Source organism: Streptomyces sp. NPDC050988, assembly GCF_044456225.1.
Taxonomy (GTDB): domain Bacteria; phylum Actinomycetota; class Actinomycetes; order Streptomycetales; family Streptomycetaceae; genus Streptomyces.
Genome location: NZ_JBITFQ010000004.1, coordinates 391743 through 411188, shown reverse-complemented (window position 1 = coordinate 411188; position 19446 = coordinate 391743). Strand labels below are relative to the sequence as shown.

Here is a 19446-nt window from a genome sequence, read left to right as displayed (position 1 = left end):
GGGGGCCGCCCGCCCGCGCGTGGGGGGGGGGGGGGGGCGCGGCGCCCCGCGGGGGGGGGGGGGGGGGGGTTGGGGGTTTGGGGGGGGGGGGGGGGGGCGGGGCCCCCCCCCCCCCTTTTCCATGCCCTCGCCCCTGGTGTCCGTGCTTCACGGATGGAGCACAACTCGCTCACAGAGAAGGATTGCATTCCGCAGGTCACGGGTATGACGGGCTACGACCGAAGTGCACACGGCCGTGCGGGAGGGACCCCTTGATGTTCTTGGAAGCGCTCGGCTCCGCGATCCTCGGTCTGGCACTGGCCTGGGCAGCCGCGTATCGACTGCCGCACCGCCTGCCCGTCCGCAGCCTCGTCCTCGGGACAGGCATCGCGGGAGGCCTCTTCGGCGCCTTCCTCACCCACACCGCCCTGGGATCCGTCGGCTTCCTGCCCGTGATGCTCGGCGCGGTGGCGGTCTCGGCGGCTTCCGTCTCCCTGCTCCTGCGCCCCGCGGGAAGACTCGGCCGCCACTCGGCAACGGTATGAGCGACGGTTCCGATCAGCTTTGAGGGTCCGAGCTTTTAGGGGCCGAGCTTTTAGGGGCGCGGGGAACTGCGCGACCAGCCCCCACGCACCCGCAGAAAACGAACCACGCAAAGCGAACCGGCGCCAAAAAGCTAGGCGGCCAGCCCAAGCGCAGCCATCCGCTTGGTGTGCGCCTCAGTGATCCGCGAGAACATCCGCCCCACCTCGGCGAGATCGAACCCGTCGGCCACCCCACCGACGAGCATCGTCGACAGGGCGTCCCGGTCGGCGACCACCCGCTGGGACTGCGACAACGCCTCACCCATCAACCGCCGTGCCCACAGGGCGAGTCGACCGCCCACACGCGGATCCGCGTCGATGGCGGCCCGCACCTTCTCGACGGCGAACGACGCGTGCCCGGTGTCGTCGAGCACGGCCAGTACGAGCCCCCGTGTGTCGGAGTCGAGCCGGGCCGCGACCTCCCGGTAGAAGTCACTGGCGATCGAGTCGCCGACGTACGCCTTGACGAGCCCTTCCAGCCAGTCCGAGGGCGCGGTCTGCTTGTGGAAACCGTCGAGCGCGGCGACGAACGGCTCCATCGCCTGCGTCGGCTCCGCCCCGATCTCCGTGAGCCGGTCCCTCAGCTGCTCGAAGTGGTGGAACTCCGCCGACGCCATCTTCGCCAGCTCCGCCTTGTCCGCGAGCGTCGGCGCCAGCTTCGCGTCCTCCGCGAGGCGCTCGAACGCCGCCAGCTCCCCGTACGCCAGCGCTCCGATCAGGTCCACGACCGCGGCGCGGTACTGGGGGTCGACGGAGGCCTTGGCCCAGTCCTGGGCGGCGACTCCGGTGTGAGCGGCAGATGCGTCGGAAGCGTTGTCAGGCGTCGTCATGAAGCGCACAATAGCCCGCCCACCGTACGACGGAAGGCCCTGGTCAATCAGTGTGACGACGACTACGTGACCAAATCGGCCATCGCATATGCGCGATTCCGGGGTATGGTGGTAATGCGCTCGCTGAGTTGATCTACGTAACTCGACGGGCCGCACGAATGAGGATGCCCGGTCGGTGGCCCGATCGGCTCCGACCAGACAGCCCTCCACGCCGGTACGGCACATTGCGTACGGCACCCGGAGGGAACCCTCAGCGGTACGAGAGCTCGAGCGTCGGCAGTGGTCCCATGCCACCCGGCCCGCTGGTCAAGAGCGGCCGACGTCCCCGGCACGGTCCCGACACGACCCCCGCGCTCGCCTCGCACCGCGTACACAGAAGAGGCAGCACCCTGACTACTTTCCGAGACCTCGGGATCCTTCCCGAGACTGCCGAGGCCCTTGAGGCGGTCGGCATCACGAGTCCCTTCCCCATCCAGGAGATGACGCTCCCCGTTGCCCTGACCGGCACCGACGTCATCGGCCAGGCCAAGACCGGCACCGGCAAGACCCTGGGCTTCGGCCTTCCGCTCCTGGAGCGCGTGACCGTTCCCGCGGACGTCGAGGCGGGCCGGGCCCAGCCCGAGCAGCTCACCGACGCCCCGCAGGCCCTCGTCGTCGTCCCGACGCGCGAGCTGTGCACGCAGGTCACGAACGACCTGCTGACCGCCGGCAAGGTACGTAACGTCCGCGTTCTGGCCATCTACGGCGGCCGGGCCTACGAGCCGCAGGTCGAGGCCCTCAAGAAGGGCGTCGACGTGATCGTCGGCACCCCGGGCCGGCTGCTGGACCTCGCGGGCCAGAAGAAGCTCAACCTCAAGCACATCAAGGCGCTCGTCCTCGACGAGGCCGACGAGATGCTCGACCTGGGCTTCCTGCCCGACGTCGAGAAGATCATCAACATGCTGCCGGCCCGCCGTCAGACGATGCTGTTCTCGGCGACCATGCCGGGCGCGGTCATCGGTCTCGCGCGCCGCTACATGTCGCAGCCCACGCACATCCGCGCCACGGCACCGGACGACGAGGGCCAGACGGTCCGCAACACCGAGCAGTTCGTCTACCGCGCGCACAACATGGACAAGCCGGAGATGGTCTCGCGGATACTGCAGGCCGACGGCCGCGGTCTCGTGATGGTCTTCTGCCGCACCAAGCGGACGGCGGCGGACCTCGCCGACCAGCTCCAGCAGCGCGGCTTCGCCTCCGGCGCGGTCCACGGCGACCTCGGCCAGGGCGCCCGCGAGCAGGCGCTGCGTGCCTTCCGCAACGGCAAGGTGGACGTGCTCGTCTGCACCGACGTGGCCGCGCGCGGCATCGACGTCGAGGGCGTCACGCACGTCATCAACTACCAGTCCCCCGAGGACGAGAAAACGTACCTGCACCGCATCGGCCGTACGGGCCGCGCGGGTGCCAAGGGCATCGCGATCACCCTCGTCGACTGGGACGACATCCCGCGCTGGCAGCTCATCAACAAGGCGCTGGACCTCGGTCTGAGCGACCCGCCGGAGACGTACTCCACGTCCCCGCACCTCTTCGAAGAGCTGAAGATTCCCGCGGGCACCAAGGGTGTTCTGCCGCGTGCCGAGCGCACCCGCGCCGGTCTGTCGGCCGAGGCGGTCGAGGACCTCGGCGAGACCGGCGGGCGTGGCCCGCGCGGCCGCGGTGGCCGTTCCGGCGCCCCGGCCTCGGCCTCCGCCCCGGTCGCCGAGCGCGACCGCGAGCGCCCGGCCCGTACGCCGCGCCGTCGTCGCCGCACCCGTAACGGCACGCCGCTCGACGCCACGGAGCAGCAGACCGCGCAGCAGACCGCGCCGGAGAGCATCGAGTCTGCGTCGGCCGTTTCGGCCTCGGAGACGCGCACGCCGCGTCGCCGTCGTCGTACGCGTGCCGGTGGCGCGTCGGAGGCGGCCGAGACGGCCGTCGCCACGGCCGAGGGCACGGTGGCGGAGGCCGCCGAGCCGATCGCGTCGGCCGAGCCGGTCGCCGCGGAGCCCAGGTCGCGTCGCCGCCGTTCGCGCCGGACCGCGGAAGCCGCTCAGCCCGAGGTCGCCGTCGTCGAGGAGGCCCCCACGGCTCCCGTGGCCGTCGCCGAGGCGGTCGAGGTGTCCGAGCCGGCGTCCGAGACCAGGCCGCGCCGCCGGACCCGCAAGTCCGCCACGGCCGCCACGGCCACCACGGCTGCCGAGACCGCGGTGGACACCGCCGAGGGCACGGTCGTCGAGCCGGCTGAGGTCGCCGAGACGAAGCCGCGCCGCCGTACGCGGAAGGCCGCCCAGGCCCCCGAGGTCGTAGTGGAAGCCGCTGTCGAGCCGGTGGAGGCCGTCGAGGCCAAGCCGCGCCGCACCCGCAAGGCGACGACGACCACGGCAGCCGCAGAGGCCGTCCTGGACACCGCCGAGGCCGCGGAGGCCAAGCCGCGCCGCCGTACACGCAAGGCCGCCGCGTCCGACGAGGTCGCCGCAGCCGTCGAGGCCGTCGAAGCCGCCATCCCGGCCCAGGTGGCCGAGGAGGCCGAGGCCAAGCCGCGCCGCCGCACCCGTAAGGCCGTCACGGCCACCACGGTCGCGGAGACCGCTCCGGTGGACGAGGCGCCCGTCGCGGAGGCCAAGCCGCGTCGGCGTACGCGCAAGGCCGCCGAGGTAGCGGTGGACACCGCCGAGGGCACGACGGTCCAGGCACCGGCGGCCACGGCGACGAAACCGCGCCGCACCCGCAAGACCGCGGCAGCCGCAGAGGCGGCCGTGGACACCGCGGAGGCGGCCGAGGCTGCCGAGGCGAAGCCCCGCCGCCGCGCCCGCAAGGTCGCCGTCGCCGAGGCCGACATCCCGGCCCAGGCCACCGAGGCCGCCCCGGCCGAGGCGCCGGTCAAGCCGCGCCGCACCCGCAAGACGGCGGCCCCGGCCACCGTCGCGGACGCTGTCACGGCCGAGGCCGCCCCCGAGGCCAAGCCCCGCCGCCGTGTGCGCAAGACGGCAGCGGCCGCCGAGACGACGGAGAGCTGACGCTCACACCTGACGGCCCGGTCCCGCTTCGGCGGGGCCGGGCCGTCGGCGTTCCCGTGGGGGGGGGCGCGGGCCGTCGGCGGCGTTCCCTGACGCGCGATCGCGGGCGCGTTGTCGGCGTGCACGCACACAGTCACGGGCGGGCCTCATCGTCGGCGTTCCCGCCCGCCGGTCGTGGGCGCGTCGCCGACGCTGCCGTGCACAGTCACGGGCACGTCGTCGGCACTCCCCACACGATCGCGGGCCCACCGTCGGCACTCCCGTGCACGATCGCGGGCCCACCGTCGGCACTCCCGTGCACGATCGCGGGCTCATCCTCGGCACTCCCATGCACGGCCACGGCCCCACCGACGGCACCCGCACACGGTCACAGACCCGTGTGACCGGCCCCGTCGTCCCACGGGCCGCCGCCCGGCGTGCCGCCCGAAAGGTTCCCCGGATAGCCTCCTCCTCATGAGCAGGCCCGCCACTTTCGTCCCGCCGTCCGGAGCCCGCGCGTACCGGCTCGCCACCGCGCGCGGGGAGTTCGCCGTGATCGAGGCGGGCAGCCCCGAGAAGGGCACCGCACTCCTGCTGCCGGGGTTCACCGGCAGCAAGGAGGACTTCATCTCGCTGCACGAACCGCTCGCAGCGGCCGGGTACCGGACCGTCGCCGTGGACGGGCGCGGCCAGTACGAGACACCGGGCCCGACGGACGACGAAACGCCTTACGCACAGGCCGAGTTGGCGCGGGACGTCCTCGCCCAGATCGACGCCCTGACCGGCGGTCAGACCGACAGCCGGACCGACGGCCAGACCGGCGGGCAGACCGGCGGGCAGACCCACACCCCGACCGATGCACCGCACGAGCGCGTCCACCTCGTGGGCCACTCCTTCGGCGGGCAGGTCGCCCGGGCGGCCGTGCTGCTGGACCCGTCCCGTTTCCGCTCGCTCACACTGATGGCGTCGGGGCCCGCCGAGATCTCCCCCTCCCAGCAGCAGCGCGTGAAGCTCCTGCGGGACGCGCTCGCCGTGATGGACATGGGTCAGGTGTGGGAGGCCATCCAGGCCCTTGAGCCGCCGGAGGACGCCGAGGCCGACCTGGACGCCGGTCTGAACGACCAGGACGACCTGAAGCACCGGTGGCTCGGCAACAGCCCGGCCCAACTCATCGCCGCGGGGCGGCAGTTGTGCGAGGAGCCCGACCGCGTGGCCGAGCTGGCCGCCGTCGGGCTGCCCGTCCATGTCCTGTCCGGCGAACGCGACGACACCTGGCCTGTGCCGCTCCTCGACGACATGGCCGTACGCCTCGACGCGCATCGCACGATCGTCCACGGGGCCGAGCACTCGCCGAACTCGGACCGGCCACGGGAGACGGCCGAGGCGCTCGCGGCGTTCTGGCACCGGCTGAGCTGACGCCCCGTAAGGGGCGCGGGGCTGTGTCGATATGCGGCTCCGCCGCGGGGCGCGATCAGCCACAGCCGGCCCGCAGCCCTAGTACTGCCCCTGCAAGTGCTCCCAGAAGCCGTCCCGCAGGGACCGCCGCAAGTCCGCCTGCCCCCGCAGCGAGTACTGCAGTAACCCCTCCGCCTCCACCAGCAGATCCTGGTCGACAGGACCGGGCAGGTAGGGATGCCCGGGCAGCAGCTCCGCCAGCGCCTCGCGCCCCCGCGCGGCCAACCACTTCGCGGCGATCTGCGCGCCCACGAACCGCACGTCCTCGCGCGTGGGCCGGCCCGCCGCCGACGTGTCGTACGAGGCGGTGGTCCGCCGGGCGACGTACGGCTTGAAGAACTCCAGGTCGAAGGTGCGCTGGCTGTCGACCTCCCAGAGCAGCGGCTCCGCCTGGTTGCGCCCCTCCGGCGCCTCGATGCCCCACAGGTGCACACGGGCCCCGTACCCCTGTGCCGCCTCGACGGCCGAGACCAGGTCCTCGTCGCCGCCGATGAGCGCCGCGTCGCTGATGGCGCGGTGCCGGGCCAGTGACTCCAGATCGGTACGGATCAGGGAGTCGACGCCCTTCTGCTGGTTGTTGGCGTTGAGGTTGCCGAGGCGGACCTTCACGTCGGGCAGCTCGGCGATGGACTGCTGCTCGGCGGTGTGGATGCGGCGCCGCGCCCCGTCGTACCAGTAGACGCGCAGCAGCCTGCTGTCCGCGAAGATCGTGCGGGCCCGGTCGATGAGCGCCTCGATGAGTCCCTCGGCGTCCAGATCGAAGGCCCGGCGGTCCTCCGTCCCGGCCGCGAGCCGGCCCGCGGCCGCGTAGAGATACCCCGCGTCGACGAAGATCGCATGAGTCGACGGCGTCTTCGCCACCTCGGCGAGCATGCGCTGGAGCAGCTCGTTCGTGCGGTCGATACGCCCACCGAGCACCGCTGGATCCAGGTCGTCATTCATATGCGCCTCATTGTCGCAGGCGGTCACGGGACGAACACAACCGGTCCGGAAATCGACCACAAAGCTGGCTTGGATGCCGGTCGGATACCAGTCAGTAGTTAGCCGTTCGAAAAATTTCTTTAGCGTAGGGAATGTTTGTAACACGCATGCCGTTGGATCCCTGTGTAACCAAGTAGTTCTCCTCAGGAGGATGACCAGACGAAGGGAGAAGCCTGTGCGCTTCGAAATCATGCGCCTTGACGACGTCGACGGAACCCCCGTGGACAGCACCGTCGTGGACGCCGCCTCCGTCAACAGGATCGTTCAGCAGGCCGCGGCCATCGGGCAGCGCCTCTGGATCCGCCCGGCCGACACCTCGGCCTCATGACACCGGACGCTCGACAGACGAAGACCGACTGACGGACAGACAGACAGACTTCAGAACCCCCGTACGGCACCGACGCCGTGCGGGGGTTCTGCGTTGTTCCGCGGCGCCGCGGAGGGCTGCGGAGGGCGCGCGCAGCAAGAGCGCTCAGCTGCTCTGGATGACCTGCGTGACGCCGTTGATGATCTGCTGCACGGCGATCGCGGAGAGCATCATGCCCGCGAGCCGCGTCACCAGCACGACACCGCCGTCCTTGATGACCCGGATGATCAGCAGCGAGTACCGCATCACCACCCACAGCACGACATGGATGGCGACGATCGCGGCCCACACCGACACCTGCGACGCCACGCCGTCGGCCTTCTGCACGGCGAGGATGACGGACACGATCGCGCCCGGCCCGGCGAGCAACGGCATGCCCAGCGGTACGAGGGCGACGTTGACGTCCTTCGTCTGCTTGGGCTCGTCCGTCTTGCCCGTGAGCAGGTCGAGCGCGATGAGCAGGAGCAGCAGTCCGCCCGCGATCATCAGCGCGGGGACGGACACATGCAGGTAGTTGAGGATCTGGTGCCCGAGGAGCCCGAAGACGGTGATGACTCCGCCGGCCACGCAGACGGCCTGGAAGGCCATCCGCTTCTGCACCTTGGCAGGCCGTCCGGCCGTCAGCGCGAGGAAGATCGGGGTGATCCCGGGGGGATCCATGATGACGAAGAGGGTCAGGAAGAGGGAGCCGAAGACAGCGAGGTCGAACACGGTGAGCCTTGCGAGAAGAGGGACGAGACGAGGAAGTGGAACAGCGGGGACGGGCCGTCGGACGGGCCAGCGCCTATCGCTGTGGGCAGGCTTTGCGCAGCCCGGGATGGGTGGGCACAGCCTGCAACCGGTGGGCATGGCCCGGAGGCGCGGCCGCCTTCGGAAGCGACTGAGCGGGAACCGGGCAGGAACCGAGCGGACTTGGCAGGAAGCGAACGAGACCGTGCCGGGGTCGGCCTGACCGCTCAGCCCTCAGCGCTCAGCGCCTCCGCCGGCGCCCGGTACGGGAAACGCGCCGGTGGCCCGACGGGTGATCTCCCCGTAGATCTCGGGATCCGTAGTGAACTCCCCGAGCACACACGTCTTGCGGCTGCCGTGGTAATCACTGGAGCCGGTCGGCAACAGCCCCAACTCGCCCGCGAGGCCCCGCAGTCGGGCGCGGGTGCCCGGCTCGTGGTCCATGTGGTCGACCTCGATCCCGTCGAGCCCGGCCGCCGCGAGCTCCGCGATCGCGGACTCCGGCACGGTCTGCCCGCGCTTGGACGCGGCGGGATGCGCGAAGACGGTCACTCCGCCCGCGGCCTTGACGAGCCGGATCATCTCGAAGGGGTCCGACTCGTGCTTCTCGACGTAGGCGCGCCCGCCGTCGGCGAGCCACTCGGTCGTGAACGCGTCGGAGACGCTGCGTACGACGCCCAGCTCGACCAGCGCGGTGGCGATGTGCGGCCGCCCCACGGAACCACCGGCCGCGATCCGCTCCACCTGCTCCCAGGTCACCGGCACGCCCAGTTCCTGGAGGTTGGCGATCATCGCCTGGGCCCGCGGCACCCGGTCGTCGCGTACGAGCTCGCGCTCGCTCAGCAGCTCGGGCTCCTCGGGGTCGAAGAGGTACGCCAGCATGTGCAGCCCCACTCCGTCGAGACGGCAGGACAGCTCGGCCCCGGTCACCAGCGTCAGCCCGGCGGGCAGGGCCGCGACGGCCTCCGCGTACCCGCGCGTGGTGTCGTGATCGGTCAGCGCGACGACGTCGAGCCCGGCGGCACCGGCGTTGCGCACCAGCTCGGCAGGGGTATCCGTACCGTCGGACGCCGTGGAGTGGCAGTGCAGATCGATGCGCACGACACAGACTCCAGACACGAACGGAACAAGAGGGACCGCTCAAGGATAACGGCCCCAGGAACACCCTCTGTCACACCCCAAGCGCCGGGTCACCCCCTACAAACGACTCTGCGGCAGGGCGCCTGTTCCTTCCAGGGACACAGGAAGACAGCTCCATGACAGCACGCCCGCACTCTTCAGGGGCGCGGGGAACTGCGCGATCAACCACACCCAACCCGCACCCGGCAGACCACAGGCACCCCACACCCAATAGCCGCCCCCTCCCACCAGCGGAGCGCTACGGCTCAAGGATCCGCGGCGACAACGCCCCACAAGGCAGCAGATCCACTTCCGCCCCCGCATCCCGCAAATCCGTGAGCACCAGCTCGTCGTACATCAGCAACCCCGACTGCTCGGGCCACACAACGGCCCACAGCCACAACCCCCGCGCCTCCCCCGCGAAGACGGCCCGGTCGTCGGGCGTCCCGGCGACATGCCACAACGGCGTCGGCCGCCCCGCGGCGAGCAGCTTCGCCTGGGCGGGCTTCTCGACGCTCATGTACGGCCCCGGATCCGGCCCGTCGATCCCCGCGTACCGCGCACCGAGCCCGACCCCGAGTTCCTCGGCGATGAGCACCAGCTCCCCTATGCCACCGAGCGGTCCCGGCCCGGAGCACGCAACGGCCGTGGCCCGACCGCCACTACGGTCGTCGCCGGCGAACGCGGCGCCCGTGAAGAGCCAGCCGACGGGCAGCGGCCACGGCATCCACACCGGTACGCGCGCACGGTGCACGACCACGCCGAGGGCTTCGACGCTGGGCGGGATCACGGGCTGCAGCGGATGCACGATGCCGTGCACATCACACTGCCAGGAGTCGGCAAAGAGGCCGGGAGCCCTGACCCGGCCACCACACTTCGGGCAACTGGGTTCGCCCCTCATAAGGCCCAACGGTCCTCCCCGTATTTGGTTGAGTCAAGGACGATCACCCGTCCGGCGTGCGCCTGTCACCTTCCCCTCACCTCGGATCACCCGGGAGAACTAGATGTAGTTTGCATTTATTAGTCGAGCTAACTTATTATGTGCATACGCCAACGATCCCGACGCGAGGAGTGAAGGAGCCGGCATGAACAGCGGTACGGCAGAGCACACAGGAGGTCCCGCCGAGGGGGACACGTTCGACGCGGGCGTCGGCGGCCTCCTGCGTCAGCCGAAGGCGGTCTGGGCGACCGCCGGGGCATCCGTCGTCGCCTTCATGGGCATCGGCCTCGTCGATCCGATCCTGCCCTCCATCGCCAAGGGCCTGGACGCCACCGCCGGGCAGGTCTCGCTGCTCTTCACCTCGTACTTCCTCATCACGGCCGTCGCGATGCTGGTCACGGGCTTCGTCTCCAGCCGCATCGGCGGCCGCAGGACCCTGCTCCTCGGCCTCGCGCTGGTCGTGGTCTTCGCGGGCCTGTCCGGCATCTCCGGTTCGGTCGGCGAACTCGTCGGATTCCGCGCGGGCTGGGGGCTCGGCAACGCCCTGTTCGTCTCGACGGCCCTCGCCGTCATCGTCGGCGCGGCGGCCGGCGGCAGCGCCGCGGCGATCCTGCTGTACGAGTCCGCCCTGGGCCTCGGCATGGCCTGCGGGCCCCTGCTGGGCGCACTACTCGGGGACGCCAGCTGGCGCTACCCGTTCTTCGGCACCGCGATCCTGATGGCGATCGGGTTCCTGTGCATCACGGCGTTCCTGAAGGAGCAGCCGAAGCCCGCGCGCAAGACCGGCCTGCTCGACCCGATCAGGGCGCTCGGCCACGGCGGGCTCGCCTCGGCGGCGGCCTCCGCGTTCTTCTACAACTACACGTTCTTCACCGTGCTGGCCTTCACGCCGTTCGTGCTGAACATGAGCCCGTACAAGTCCGGCGCGGTCTTCTTCGCCTGGGGGCTGCTGCTCGCGGTGTTCTCGGTGCTCGTGGCACCGCGTCTGCAGGCACGGTTCGGGTCGCTGAAGGTGCTCGGCGGTTCGCTGGTGCTGCTCGCGGCCGACGTGCTCGTCCTCGGCTACGGCAGCCACACCACGGCCGTCGTCTGCACGATCCTCTCCGGCGCCTTCATCGGCGTGAACAACACCGTCTACACGGAGCTCGCGCTCGGCGTCTCGGACGCCCCGCGCCCGGTGGCGAGCGCCGGCTACAACTTCGTCCGCTGGTTCGCGGCCGCCGCCGCTCCCTTCTTCGCGCCGAGGATCGAGGAGTGGACCGACATCCACATCCCCTTCGTGGTCGCGGCGGCCACCGCGGCCCTGGGCTCGCTCGTCGTCCTCGTACGCCGGAAGTCCCTCACTCACGAGGCCGAGGAACTGGAGACGCGGCACGCGACCGAGGACAGTGTCGCCGTGTTTGCCAACTGACGGATTTCGGCCACGGGTTGGTGACGTTACTCACCCCCGGGGCCGCCCGGATCAGTCCAGTGGGACGGACGTGCGTGAGGGATCGCGCAGGTCCGTTCCGCTCGTGAGCCAGCGCTCCTGGAGGGCCCCCGCGCCGTGCACCCGCTTCCACGCGGCCTCGTTCGGCGTCATGGGGAGCAGCGGCAGGAACCGTACGGGATCGAGGGGTGCGTCCAGCTCCAGGTCCTCGATCAGGCCGCCCGCCTCGGCGACCAGTACGGAGGTGAAGGGGGCACCCGGCCACAGCGGCTCGCCCACGTCGAGCGAGGCTCCCGGGGCCACGACCAGGCCCTCGACCTGCGGGGACGCTGCCAGTACGGCGAGCGGGCGGAGCACTTTGTCGGTGTCGGCGGCGCCGGCCCGTACGGAGAGGACCAGTTCGGCGCGCGGACCCGCGACGGGATCGGCGACGACCGCCGTGGGGTCGGCCATGGGCTGTGCGGACATGCCGAGCGTCGCGTAGCGGACGATCCCCTGGTCCGTTTCTCCGGCGGTTCCGTCCGTGAAACGGAGCACCTCGATGCGGTCCGTACCGAGGAAGGTCACCGCGGCACGCGCGTCCGGTTCGCCCAGCACGGAACGCAACCGGGCCTCGACCAGAGGAAGAACATCAGCCATGCGCCGAGCATAGAACTCGTCAGTGACGGGCAAAGCGACGGCTTGACACTTCAGTCGGCTGATAGTCTTGGCCGCTGGTCGGGGCAGCACGCAGAAGCGTCGCTCTCGAGTCCCGACCCAAGTCTCGACAGTCTCGACGCATGAGACTCCCCTACGGGGGATGGACCTCCCCTACGGGGGACCGGCCGGAGGAGGTGGGGCTCCATGGATCGAAGTCGACCGTGCAGTACCACCCGCTCTTCCGGCTGCTGAGTCCCTCTCAGCTCCAGAGCTCACGCTCTACTGGCTGCCACCTCTCGCACTCGCGTCCTGGCCTCCGGTGCACAACGGAAGAGCACTTCGTTTTTCCTGATCTGTCTGAATTTTTCTGATCTGTATCAGTAGCGAAGCTGCCACCGCGACGGTGCGGTGCTCCCCGCTTTGTGGACGTGCCAAACATCCGCAGTCAGGACGTCCCCATTCCGGGCAGTCTCAACCGTTGCCGGCGGCTCTCGTTCCGCGAAGGAGCCAGCCATGTCGATGATTCGTGACCTGCGTGCCGCGGTCCGCACCAGCTCGCTGCGCAAGGACGGCGGCGCGTACGACACCACCCGCGACGCCGGGGCGAGTTCGGCCGTCGTGGACTGCGCGGTCTACCGCGACGGCGTCCGCCTCCCGTCCGACGAAGGCCTCACCCCGCGTGCGGCGATCCGTCAGGCGCGGCGGGACGGCGGGTTCGCCTGGATCGGCCTGCACGAGCCGACGGAGGCCGAATTCGCCGGTGTGGCCGCCGAGTTCGGGCTGCACCCGCTGGCCGTCGAGGACGCCGTCCACGCCCACCAGCGGCCCAAGCTGGAGCGGTACGACGACACGCTGTTCGCCGTCTTCAAGACCATCCACTACGTCGAGCACGACGAGCTCACCGCCACCAGCGAGGTCGTCGAGACCGGCGAGGTGATGTGCTTCACCGGACGGGACTTCTTCATCACCGTGCGGCACGGCGGCCAGGGCTCGCTGCGGGCACTGCGGCACCGGCTGCAGGACGACCCCGAGCTGCTCACCAAGGGCCCCTCGGCCGTGCTGCACGCCATCGCCGACCACGTCGTCGACGGGTACGTGGCCGTCGCGGACGCCCTCCAGGACGACGTCGACGAGGTCGAGACCGAGGTGTTCTCCCCCGGGCCCCGGGGCGGGGTGTCGCGCGGTGTCGACTCCGCACGGATCTACCAGCTCAAGCGTGAGGTGCTGGAGTTCAAGCGCGCGGTGTCGCCGCTGATGCGGCCCATGCAGCTGCTGAGCGAGCGGCCGATGCGGCTGGTCGACCCCGACATCCAGAAGTACTTCCGCGATGTCGCCGACCACCTCGCGCGGGTGCAGGAGCAGGTCGTGGGCTTCGACGAGCTGCTCAACTCGATCCTCCAGGCCAACCTCGCGCAGGCCTCCGTCGCGCAGAACGAGGACATGCGCAAGATCACGTCCTGGGCGGCGATCATCGCCGTGCCGACGATGGTGTGCGGTGTGTACGGCATGAACTTCGACCACATGCCGGAGCTGCACTGGAAGTACGGCTACCCGGTGATCATGGGCATCACCGTGGTGCTCTGCCTGGGCATCCACCGCACCCTGAAGCGCAACGGCTGGCTCTGACCTGCCCCGAGGGGCCCGGCACTAGGCTGGCCCCATGACGGATCAGCTGCTCGACCAGGCCCTCGTCGAGGAGGCCACCAAGAAGTCCGGGCTCGTCTGGGTGCGGGGGCTTCCCGCTCAGGGTCCCCTTCAGGGGGCCGGGTCGTCGGACGGTGCGTCCTCCCAGGCGCTGTGGCACGTGTGGCACGACGGGGCGGTGTGCCTGGTCGGCGACGGACCCGGTGAGCAGCCGTTGCCCGGGCTCGTGGACGGGGGCGAGGCCGTCGTCACCGTCCGCAGCAAGGACAAGGGCGGTCGTCTTGTCTCCTGGTCCGCGAAGGTGGTGGAGCTCGCTCCCGGGTCCGAGGAGTGGGACGCGGCCGTCGGCGAGCTGAAGGGCAAGCGGCTGAACGCGCCCGATGGCGAGGCCATGACCGGGCGGTGGGCCCGGGAGTGCCGGGTGGTTCGGCTCGCGCCGACGGGCGCGACTGCGTCGCTGCCTGACGGGTCGTTGGCGGCGCCTCCGGTGCCTACGTCGGCGACTACGCGTCTGCCGATTCCGGCGGGGTTGCCGCGGCTGCTCTTCAAGAAGCGCAGGCGCGGCTGAGCGGCAGCGTTCCGCGGAGGGCGTTGTCGTCTGCGGGTGTGTGGGGGCTGGTCGCGCAGTTCCCCGCGCCCCTGGGGGGGGCGGCTGACGCCGGTGGGTGCAGCGCGCGTTGTTCGTGGCTGAGCGCGCAGTTCCCCGCGCCCCCAAAAAGCGGGGCTGCGCCCCTGGCTTTTTGTCTTTGGGGGCGCGGGGAACTGCGCGATCAGCCACGGCGTACCCGCACCAGACCTGCAAGCTCAACCCCCCTCAGGACGACGGGAGTTGCTGTCCGTAGTCGACCGTGTCGTCCTTGTCCGGGGCCTCCAGGGCGAACCCCTTGCCCCAGTCGGTCAAGCGGAGCGTCCCCGCTCCGCCGGCGCGGACGAGGAGGAGAGGGTACGGCTTGCCCTCCAGGGAGACGTCCAGCTCTCCGCCGGAGCCCTTGTCGCCGGTGATCCGGATCGTGCGGAGCCCGCGCTGCTCATGGTGGCCGTCGGTGGCCAGCTCGCCCTGGAGGGTGAGGAGGCCGGCGAGGAGCACGTCCTTGTCGGTGAAGACGCTGAGCTGCTTGTAGGCGGGGTCACCCTTGGGAACCTTCACGTACTTGCCCTCTAGCTTGCCCGCGGCCGTCGCGTCGGACGTACCGTCGTCGCTCTTGCCGTCCTGGTGGTCCCAGAAGTCCGCGTCGGCCTTGATGAAGAGGTGCTCGTCGACCCGCAGCAGCTGGAACGTCACTCCCTTCGACGTGACCGAGCCGGTGCCGCCGTCACCCTTCAGCTGCATGTCCAGCTTGTAGGTGCGCTTGCCGCTGATCACGGCACCGGACAGCCGTACCGTCTCCGCGGCCCGGGCGGCCGACTGCGTTCTGCTCTGGATCTTGGCAGGGGGCAGTTTCCCGACCCCGTTCGTGCCCGCGTCCGGGTCGTCACCGCCGCACCCCGTCACCGCTGTCCCCGTCACGACCAGCGCACACACGGCGCTCGCCAACGCGGCCCTACGGGTACGTCCCTGGGGAATCGCAGTCACAGGTGGCGCTGCCTCTCATGCGGGTGACCTCAACGGCGTACCGCAGCGTACCGGGGCCCCCTACGCCACTCGGAGTCAGTCCGTCCGCACCGCTCACCAGGGCGTATCCGACCGGGACGGGCTAGCCTGAAGCCCACCCGAGCGGACATGACACACCAAAACACCCGTACCGAAGCCCGTACGAAGAAGGAGGCGCGGGCATGGCGGCAGGCGCCCCCAGGATCTTCGTCTCACACCTCTCCGGCATCGCCGTCTTCGACCCGAGCGGCGACCAGGTGGGCCGGGTGCGCGACCTGGTCGCCATGCTGCGCGTCGGGAGGCGGCCCCCTCGGCTGCTCGGCCTCGTCGTCGAACTGTCCACCCGCCGCCGCATCTTCCTGCCCATGACCCGGGTGACCGGCATCGAGTCCGGCCAGGTCATCACCACCGGTGTCCTCAACGTCCGCCGCTTCGAGCAGCGGCCCACCGAGCGGCTGGTCATCGGGGAACTGCTCGACCGGCGGGTCACGCTCGTCGAGACGGAGGAAGAGGTCACCGTCCTCGACGTCTCCATCCAGCAGTTGCCCGCCCGTCGCGACTGGGAGATCGACCGGGTCTTCGTACGGAAGGGGCGCACGGGCAGTGCGTTCCGGCGGGCCAAGGGAGAGACGCTGACCGTGGAGTGGTCGGCCGTCACCGGGTTCTCGCTGGAGGAGCACGGGCAGGGCGCCGAGAACCTCCTCGCCACCTTCGAGCAGCTGCGCCCCGCCGACCTCGCGAACGTGCTGCACCATCTGTCGCCCAAGCGGCGCGCGGAGGTCGCGGCCGCCCTGGACGACGACCGGCTCGCGGACGTCCTGGAGGAGCTCCCCGAGGACGACCAGATCGAGATCCTCGGCAAGCTCAAGGAGGAGCGCGCCGCCGACGTCCTGGAGGCGATGGACCCCGACGACGCGGCCGACCTGCTCGCCGAGCTGCCGGAGGAGGACAAGGAGCGTCTGCTGGCGCTGATGCGTCCGGACGACGCGGCGGACGTACGGCGGCTGATGGCGTACGAGGAGCGCACCGCGGGCGGGCTGATGACGACCGAGCCGATCGTGCTGCGTCCCGACGCGACCGTCGCGGACGCGCTCGCCCGTGTGCGCAACCCGGACCTCTCCCCCGCGCTGGCCGCCCAGGTGTACGTCTGCCGCCCGCCGGACGAGACGCCGACCGGCAAGTACCTGGGCACGGTCCACTTCCAGCGGCTGCTGCGCGATCCGCCGTACACGCTCGTCGGCTCGATGATCGACGACGATCTGCAGCCGCTGGACCCCAAGGCCGTACTGCCCGTCGTGGCAGGCTTCTTCGCGGCGTACGACATGGTCGCGGCGCCCGTCGTCGACGAGAGCGGCTCGCTGCTGGGCGCGGTCACCGTGGACGACGTACTCGACCACATGCTGCCCGAGGACTGGCGGGAGACGGAGTTCCACCTGGACGGGGAGACACCGGCGGAGACGGCCGGTGAGGGGGCTTCTGATGGCTCCTGAGCGCGAGGCCGCCCGCGAACGGGCCGCCACCGGGGCGACGGCCGCCGGCCGGCCGCGCACCCGGCTCGACCAGCCGCAGCCGCCGCGCCGCCGGTTCCTGCCCGAGTACGACCCGGAGGCCTTCGGCCGGCTGTCGGAGCGGATCGCGCGGTTCCTGGGCACGGGTCGGTTCATCGTGGGGATGACGGTCGTCGTCGTCCTGTGGGTGGTGTGGAACGTGTCCGCGCCGCGTGACCTGCGCTTCGACACCTACCCGTTCATCTTCCTGACCCTGATGCTGTCGCTCCAGGCCTCGTACGCCGCCCCGCTGATCCTCCTCGCGCAGAACCGGCAGGACGACCGCGACCGGGTCAACCTCGAACAGGACCGCAAGCAGAACGAGCGGTCGATCGCGGACACCGAGTACCTGACGCGGGAGATCGCCGCGCTGCGCGTGGGCCTCGGCGAGGTCGCCACTCGTGACTGGATCCGCTCGGAGCTGGAGGACCTGGTCAAGGAGCTGGACGAGCGGCGTCCCGGGGCGCGCGGCGACGCTCGTGTCGTATTCCCGGCAGAACACCCTCGGGGACGTGACGTAGACGACCGGTGACAGGCTTTCCGGGGGCGGTGGGAAGCGCCGTACCATCGACCCTATGGCTACGGAAGACGCGGTGCGTGAAGCACTGGCGACAGTGAACGACCCCGAGATCCATCGCCCGATCACCGAGCTCGGAATGGTCAAGTCGGTGGAGATCGGTGCGGACGGTGCTGTCGCGGTCACCGTCTACCTCACGGTCTCCGGCTGCCCGATGCGCGAGACCATCACGAAGAACGTCACGGACGCCGTCGCGGCGGTCGAGGGCGTCACCCGCGTCGACGTGACACTGGACGTGATGAGCGACGACCAGCGCAAGGAGCTGGCGTCCGCGCTGCGCGGCGGCCAGGGCGAGCGGGAGGTGCCGTTCGCCAAGCCGGGTTCGCTGACGCGTGTGTACGCGGTCGCCTCCGGCAAGGGCGGCGTCGGCAAGTCGTCCGTGACGGTCAACCTCGCGGCGGCGATGGCGGCCGACGGCCTCAAGGTCGGTGTCGTGGACGCCGACATCTACGGCCACTCCGTGCCCCGCATGCTCGGCGCCGACGGCTTCCCGACCCAGGTCGAGAACATGATCATGCCGCCGTCGGCGAACGGCGTGAAGGTCATCTCGATCGGCATGTTCACCCCGGGCAACACGCCTGTCGTGTGGCGCGGCCCGATGCTCCACCGCGCCCTCCAGCAGTTCCTCGCGGACGTCTACTGGGGCGACCTGGACGTGCTGCTCCTGGACCTTCCGCCGGGTACGGGCGACATCGCGATCTCGGTCGCGCAGCTCGTCCCGAACGCGGAGATCCTGGTCGTGACGACGCCCCAGCAGGCCGCCGCCGAGGTCGCCGAGCGGGCCGGCTCGATCGCCGTCCAGACCCACCAGAAGATCGTGGGCGTCGTCGAGAACATGTCGGGCATGCCGTGCCCCCACTGCGACGAGATGGTCGACATCTTCGGCACGGGCGGTGGCCAGTCGGTCGCCGACGGCCTGACCCGCACGACCGGTGCCACCGTGCCGGTGCTCGGCGCCATCCCCATCGACCTCCGCCTCCGCGAGGGCGGCGACGAGGGCAAGCCGGTGGTTCTGACGGACCCCGACTCCCCCGCGGGGTCCGCCCTGCGAGCCATCGCCGGCAAGCTGGGTGGCCGCCAGCGGGGTCTGTCGGGCATGTCCTTGGGCATCACCCCGCGGAACAAGTTCTAGGACGTCGCCTCTGGCCCTGCGGCCGCTTCTTGTAGGGCGGCTGCGGGCGAGTGGGGGTTGTTCGCGCAGTTCCCCGCGCCCCTAAAAGCGCGGGGCTGCGCCCCTGGCTTTTGTCTTTTAAGGGGCGCGGGGAACTGCGCGACCAGCCCCCACCGGCCCGCAGGCGACGAACGACACAGAGGAGGGCACCGTCAGCTGACGGTGCCCTCCTCGCTCAGCCCGCCGCCTAGGCGTACGTGGCGATGTCCTTGATCACGGCGAAGCCCAACCCGTACGCGCTCATCCCCCGCCCGTACGCCCCCAGGTGAACCCCCTCCTGCGTGGAGCCCGCGAGAACCCACCCGAACTCGGACTCGCGGTAGTGGAACGGCGTCGGAACGCCGTCCACGGGAAGCGAGAGCGTGGACCAGTCGGCGCCGTCGAGATCGTCCGCGAGGACCCACGCCGTCTCGGTCTGCTGGTCCAGCCAGTCGTCCCGCAGCGTGTGGTCCATCTGCCCGGGCCAGGTGAAGGACAGCAGCCCGACCCCCGCGAGCCAGGCAGCCGAGGAAACCGAGGTGGCCTCCAGCAACCCCGTGCCGTCGGCGCTGCGCCGCACCGGGCTGGCCGCCACGGTCACCACGACCGCGAACCGCTCCTTGTCCTCCGTGGTCTCGCCGCGTACCGAGGGCTCGTCGCCGTGCCCGATCGATCCGTGCTCAATGGCTCCGTCGGCCGAAGCACCGACCTGCATCAGCCAGCGCGGTCCCGTGAAGGCCTCGTCGAGGCCGTACCACGGGAAGGGCGCCAGCAGGTAGCCGTCGACCGTGCGCCGGGCGGAGGGGACCTGTTGTCCGCCCTCCGCAGCCGGCGCCTGCGCGCCTACCCGACTTGTCGTCTCCATCGCCCG

Annotated in this window: 18 protein-coding genes; 10 read left to right on the top strand and 8 right to left on the bottom strand. The window is 70.8% G+C overall.

What is annotated here, in order from left to right; all coding sequences use genetic code 11:
* Positions 1–254 precede the first annotated feature (254 nt).
* On the top strand, positions 255–524 hold the full coding sequence (locus ACIBEI_RS13125; RefSeq protein ID WP_398888081.1) for a hypothetical protein: 270 nt from the start codon (positions 255–257) through the stop codon (positions 522–524).
* Positions 525–655: 131 nt separating this feature from the next.
* On the opposite strand, the gene ACIBEI_RS13120 is transcribed toward ACIBEI_RS13125, so the two are convergent.
* Positions 656–1393: a ferritin-like fold-containing protein gene (locus tag ACIBEI_RS13120; RefSeq protein WP_079052748.1), complete on the bottom strand. Its 738-nt coding sequence runs from the start codon at positions 1391–1393 to the stop codon at positions 656–658.
* 479 nt (positions 1394–1872) lie between these two features.
* Between ACIBEI_RS13120 and ACIBEI_RS13115 the strand changes: the two genes are divergently transcribed.
* Positions 1873–4428: a DEAD/DEAH box helicase gene (locus tag ACIBEI_RS13115; protein WP_398888079.1), complete on the top strand. Its 2556-nt coding sequence runs from the start codon at positions 1873–1875 to the stop codon at positions 4426–4428.
* A 453-nt stretch (positions 4429–4881) separates the two neighbouring features.
* On the top strand, positions 4882–5823 hold the full coding sequence (locus tag ACIBEI_RS13110; RefSeq protein WP_398888077.1) for an alpha/beta fold hydrolase: 942 nt from the start codon (positions 4882–4884) through the stop codon (positions 5821–5823).
* Positions 5824–5901: 78 nt separating this feature from the next.
* On the opposite strand, the gene ACIBEI_RS13105 is transcribed toward ACIBEI_RS13110, so the two are convergent.
* On the bottom strand, positions 5902–6804 hold the full coding sequence (locus ACIBEI_RS13105) for an NYN domain-containing protein (protein WP_398888075.1): 903 nt from the start codon (positions 6802–6804) through the stop codon (positions 5902–5904).
* Between the two features lie 214 nt (positions 6805–7018).
* Between ACIBEI_RS13105 and ACIBEI_RS13100 the strand changes: the two genes are divergently transcribed.
* Complete coding sequence (locus ACIBEI_RS13100; RefSeq protein ID WP_007384531.1) at positions 7019–7171, top strand: hypothetical protein; 153 nt, start codon at positions 7019–7021, stop codon at positions 7169–7171.
* Between the two features lie 144 nt (positions 7172–7315).
* On the opposite strand, the gene ACIBEI_RS13095 is transcribed toward ACIBEI_RS13100, so the two are convergent.
* From ACIBEI_RS13095 to ACIBEI_RS13085, 3 genes are all read right to left on the bottom strand, one after another.
* The gene (locus ACIBEI_RS13095; RefSeq protein WP_266755268.1) at positions 7316–7921 is read right to left on the bottom strand and encodes a MarC family protein; all 606 of its coding nucleotides are present in this window, start codon (positions 7919–7921) and stop codon (positions 7316–7318) included.
* Positions 7922–8173: 252 nt separating this feature from the next.
* Positions 8174–9040, bottom strand: a complete 867-nt coding sequence (locus tag ACIBEI_RS13090) for a PHP domain-containing protein (protein ID WP_398888072.1) — start codon at positions 9038–9040, stop codon at positions 8174–8176.
* 277 nt (positions 9041–9317) lie between these two features.
* Entirely contained in the window at positions 9318–9959 is a 642-nt protein-coding gene (locus ACIBEI_RS13085) for a DUF6758 family protein (RefSeq protein ID WP_055610553.1), read from the bottom strand.
* A gap of 184 nt (positions 9960–10143) precedes the next feature.
* On the opposite strand from ACIBEI_RS13085, the gene ACIBEI_RS13080 reads away from it, so the two are divergent.
* Positions 10144–11409 carry an MFS transporter gene (locus tag ACIBEI_RS13080; protein WP_398888070.1) on the top strand — a complete coding sequence of 422 codons (1266 nt, stop codon included), beginning with the start codon at positions 10144–10146 and terminating at the stop codon, positions 11407–11409.
* Positions 11410–11460: 51 nt separating this feature from the next.
* Here the strand turns inward: ACIBEI_RS13080 and ACIBEI_RS13075 are convergent, their stop codons facing one another.
* Positions 11461–12066 carry a suppressor of fused domain protein gene (locus tag ACIBEI_RS13075; RefSeq protein ID WP_398888068.1) on the bottom strand — a complete coding sequence of 202 codons (606 nt, stop codon included), beginning with the start codon at positions 12064–12066 and terminating at the stop codon, positions 11461–11463.
* A gap of 513 nt (positions 12067–12579) precedes the next feature.
* Between ACIBEI_RS13075 and ACIBEI_RS13070 the strand changes: the two genes are divergently transcribed.
* Both ACIBEI_RS13070 and ACIBEI_RS13065 read left to right on the top strand, forming a co-directional pair.
* Entirely contained in the window at positions 12580–13692 is a 1113-nt protein-coding gene (locus tag ACIBEI_RS13070; RefSeq protein WP_398888066.1) for a magnesium and cobalt transport protein CorA, read from the top strand.
* Between the two features lie 34 nt (positions 13693–13726).
* Positions 13727–14278, top strand: coding sequence for a hypothetical protein (locus ACIBEI_RS13065; RefSeq protein ID WP_398888064.1), 552 nt, complete (start codon positions 13727–13729; stop codon positions 14276–14278).
* A 246-nt stretch (positions 14279–14524) separates the two neighbouring features.
* Here the strand turns inward: ACIBEI_RS13065 and ACIBEI_RS13060 are convergent, their stop codons facing one another.
* The gene (locus ACIBEI_RS13060) at positions 14525–15283 is read right to left on the bottom strand and encodes a hypothetical protein (protein ID WP_398888062.1); all 759 of its coding nucleotides are present in this window, start codon (positions 15281–15283) and stop codon (positions 14525–14527) included.
* Between the two features lie 200 nt (positions 15284–15483).
* Between ACIBEI_RS13060 and ACIBEI_RS13055 the strand changes: the two genes are divergently transcribed.
* Genes ACIBEI_RS13055 through ACIBEI_RS13045 form a run of 3 tightly spaced genes read left to right on the top strand, consistent with a single transcriptional unit; the run spans position 15484 to position 18557 of the window.
* Positions 15484–16791 (top strand): magnesium transporter MgtE N-terminal domain-containing protein, encoded by a 1308-nt coding sequence (locus tag ACIBEI_RS13055; RefSeq protein WP_398888060.1) that lies wholly within the window; start codon positions 15484–15486, stop codon positions 16789–16791.
* Positions 16781–17380 (top strand): DUF1003 domain-containing protein, encoded by a 600-nt coding sequence (locus ACIBEI_RS13050; protein ID WP_398888058.1) that lies wholly within the window; start codon positions 16781–16783, stop codon positions 17378–17380. The genes ACIBEI_RS13055 and ACIBEI_RS13050 overlap by 11 nt, the downstream gene beginning before the upstream one ends.
* Before the next feature lie 43 nt (positions 17381–17423).
* Positions 17424–18557: an Mrp/NBP35 family ATP-binding protein gene (locus tag ACIBEI_RS13045; protein WP_398888056.1), complete on the top strand. Its 1134-nt coding sequence runs from the start codon at positions 17424–17426 to the stop codon at positions 18555–18557.
* 226 nt (positions 18558–18783) lie between these two features.
* Here the strand turns inward: ACIBEI_RS13045 and ACIBEI_RS13040 are convergent, their stop codons facing one another.
* The gene (locus ACIBEI_RS13040) at positions 18784–19440 is read right to left on the bottom strand and encodes a hypothetical protein (RefSeq protein ID WP_143636559.1); all 657 of its coding nucleotides are present in this window, start codon (positions 19438–19440) and stop codon (positions 18784–18786) included.
* Between the last annotated feature and the right edge of the window lie 6 nt (positions 19441–19446).